Source organism: Streptomyces prasinopilosus (genome assembly GCF_001419695.1).
In the GTDB taxonomy this organism is placed as follows: Bacteria; Actinomycetota; Actinomycetes; order Streptomycetales; family Streptomycetaceae; genus Streptomyces; species Streptomyces prasinopilosus.
Window position 1 is genome coordinate 1 of the sequence record NZ_LIRG01000105.1, and the last position, 2828, is coordinate 2828.

General features: G+C 72.9%; 2 protein-coding genes and 1 pseudogene. 2 read left to right on the forward strand and 1 reads right to left on the reverse strand.

Translation table 11 applies throughout. The features are described from left to right. A pseudogene (locus AOK18_RS05760) lies at positions 1–271 on the forward strand (hypothetical protein); the annotation flags it as partial. A 157-nt stretch (positions 272–428) separates the two neighbouring features. Here AOK18_RS05760 and AOK18_RS05765 read toward each other — a convergent pair. Beyond that, a complete protein-coding gene (locus AOK18_RS05765; RefSeq protein ID WP_055571370.1) occupies positions 429–1712 on the reverse strand; it encodes an adenylosuccinate synthase in 1284 nt (427 codons plus the stop codon). Positions 1713–1898: 186 nt separating this feature from the next. Here AOK18_RS05765 and AOK18_RS05770 point away from each other — a divergent pair, with 186 nt between their 5' ends. Beyond that, positions 1899–2783, forward strand: a complete 885-nt coding sequence (locus AOK18_RS05770; protein WP_055571369.1) for a diacylglycerol kinase family protein — start codon at positions 1899–1901, stop codon at positions 2781–2783. The last annotated feature ends 45 nt before the right edge of the window (positions 2784–2828 follow it).

The following is a 2828-nucleotide window of genomic DNA, read 5'->3' on the forward strand; positions in this document are numbered from 1 at the left end:
CAGCGACGGACTCCTCGCGGGCGGCGGCCCGCTGGGCTCCTCCCACGCGCTGCTGCGGGAACTGGAGGTCGTCGCCCCCGCCCTCGGCATCGACCCCGCGAACCCGCCGGCCGCGCCGGAGCCCCCGCGGGGGCCGACCGAGCTGGAGGAGCCCGCCGTCCCGGCGCCGTACGACCCCAGTCCCTTCGCCCGCGAACGCCACGTCTGGCTCGGCCTGCACGCGGCGGCCACCCGCAGCCTGGCCCAGGGCTCGATGATCGTCTTCAGCTGAGACCCGGCCGCGGCCGGCCCGTTCCGGACCCGGTCCCCTGGACGCTCCGAATGCTCCGGACGCCCCGGACGCCCCGGACGCCCCGGACGCGCGAACGTCCCGGCGGCCCTGCGCGGGCCACCGGGACGTCGGGGTGCCGGGGTGCGGCGGGACCGGACTACAGGAACGAGTTGATCTGGATCGTCTCGTCGCGGCCCGGGCCCACGCCGATCGCGGAGATCGGAGCGCCGGACATCTCCTCCAGCGCCTTGACGTACGCCTGGGCGTTCTTCGGCAGGTCGGAGAACGACTTCGCGCCGGTGATGTCCTCGGACCAGCCGGGGAGCATCTCGTAGACGGGCTTCGCGTGGTGGAAGTCCGTCTGGGAGTACGGGAGCTCCTCGACGCGCTTGCCGTCGATCTCGTAGGCCACGCAGACCGGGATCTGCTCCCAGCCGGTGAGCACGTCGAGCTTGGTGAGGAAGAAGTCGGTCAGGCCGTTCACGCGGGTCGCGTAGCGGGCGATGACCGCGTCGAACCAGCCGCAGCGGCGGTCGCGGCCGGTGGTGACGCCGCGCTCGCCGCCGATGCGGCGCAGGGCCTCGCCGTCCTCGTCGAAGAGTTCCGTCGGGAACGGGCCGGCGCCGACGCGGGTGGTGTACGCCTTCAGGATGCCGATGACCCGGCTGATCTTCGTCGGACCCACGCCGGCGCCCGTGCAGGCGCCGCCCGCGGTCGGGTTCGACGAGGTGACGAAGGGGTACGTGCCGTGGTCGATGTCGAGCAGGGTGCCCTGGCCGCCCTCGAAGAGGACCACCTTGTCCTGCTCCAGGGCCTGGTTGAGGACCAGGACCGTGTCGGCGACGTACGGGCGCAGCTTCTCGGCGTAGCCCAGCAGCTCCCCGACCACCTGGTCCGTGGCGATCGCGCGCCGGTTGTAGAACTTGGTGAGCATCTGGTTCTTGACGTCGAGCGCCGCCTCCACCTTCTGGGTGAGGATCGACTCGTCGTACAGGTCCTGGACCCGGATGCCCATGCGGTTGATCTTGTCGGCGTAGGTCGGGCCGATGCCGCGCCCCGTGGTGCCGATCTTGCGCTTGCCGAGGAAGCGCTCCGTCACCTTGTCCACCGTCACGTTGTACGGCGTGATGATGTGCGCGTTGCCGCTGATCAGGAGCTTGGACGTGTCGACGCCGCGCTCGTTCAGCCCGCTCAGCTCGGAGAACAGGACAGAGGGGTCGACGACGACACCGTTGCCGATGACGGGAGTGCAACCGGGAGAAAGGATTCCGGAAGGGAGCAGGTGGAGGGCGTACTTCTGGTCGCCCACGACCACCGTGTGGCCGGCGTTGTTGCCGCCTTGGTAACGCACCACGTAGTCGACGGATCCGCCGAGCAGGTCCGTCGCCTTTCCCTTGCCTTCGTCACCCCACTGAGCACCGAGCAGCACAAGTGCGGGCACGCGCGTACACCCCTTCCGGGCGGGGCATGTCCAGGGTCAGGGGCGTACGCGGAAGATCTCCGCCGCGCACACACCGCGACCACCGTTGGCCGCCAACCCTCGGACCGTATGCCCCGGAATAGACGAAGCCCCTGCGCAACAGCGCAAGGGGCTCTTGCACAAAGATGCTACCCGAGGAAGCGAGGCATGGCCGAGGTGGCGACTTCCCCGACGTCCGATCAGCTCCTGGTGGTCATCGATCCGGTCGCCCGCCGCAGCGACGGCGAGTCCGTGCGCATCGCGAAGGACGTGCTCAGCGCGGGTGCGACGACGAAGGTGTGCCTGCCGGACGGCCCGGAGGAGTTCGCCCGCGCGCTCGCCCGGCGAGGTTCGAGGCGCCCGGTGCTGGTCGGCGACGACCGGGCCCTGACCCGGGCGGTGGGGCTGCTGCACCGGCAGCGCGAGCTGACCGGCTGCGCGCTGTCCCTGGTGCCGGTCGGGGGCACGCTGTCGCTGGCCCGGTCGCTGGGGGTACCCACGGGGGCGGTGGCCGCGTCGCGCGCCGTGCTGGACGGCACCGAGCGGCGGATGAACCTGCTGGTGGACGACAGCGACGGCGTGGTGCTCGGCGCGGTACGGATCCCGCCGGCCGGTGCCGCCCGGGTGCGGGAGGGGAGCGCCGCAGAGGCCGAGGGCCCCTACGGGGTCCCCGGGGCGGGGCAGCGCCCGTGGCTGCGGACCTGCCGGTCCCTGGTGCGGACCCTGGTGCCGGTCGGACCGCCCCGGGCCGCTCCCGCACCCGAGGGCGGGCCGGTCCGGCTGCGGGTGGAGGTCGACGGGCGGATGCTGGTCGACCTGCACCGGCCGGTGGAGTCCGTCTCCGTCGTCCCCGGCCCCGGCGGGACCGCCCGGGTCGAGGTGCGGCCGGTGTCCGTCGGCGCGGAGGCGGCGCCGCTGCTGGCCGAGGGGCACACGGTGACGGTGTCGGGGGCGCACTTCCGCTACCGCGCGGACGCCCTGGTGTCGGGGCCCGTGAGCACCCGGACGTGGACGGCCCGGGAGGACGCCTGGGGGCTGACGCTGCCGGTGTGAGCCGCGGTGCCCCTGACGGGCCGGTGTCACGCGACGGGCCGGTGC

Coding starts and splice junctions, on each gene's coding strand:
- AOK18_RS05770 (WP_055571369.1), top strand. CDS start 1,899: ATGGCCGAGGTGGCGACTTCCCCGACGTCCGATCAGCTCCTGGTGGTC.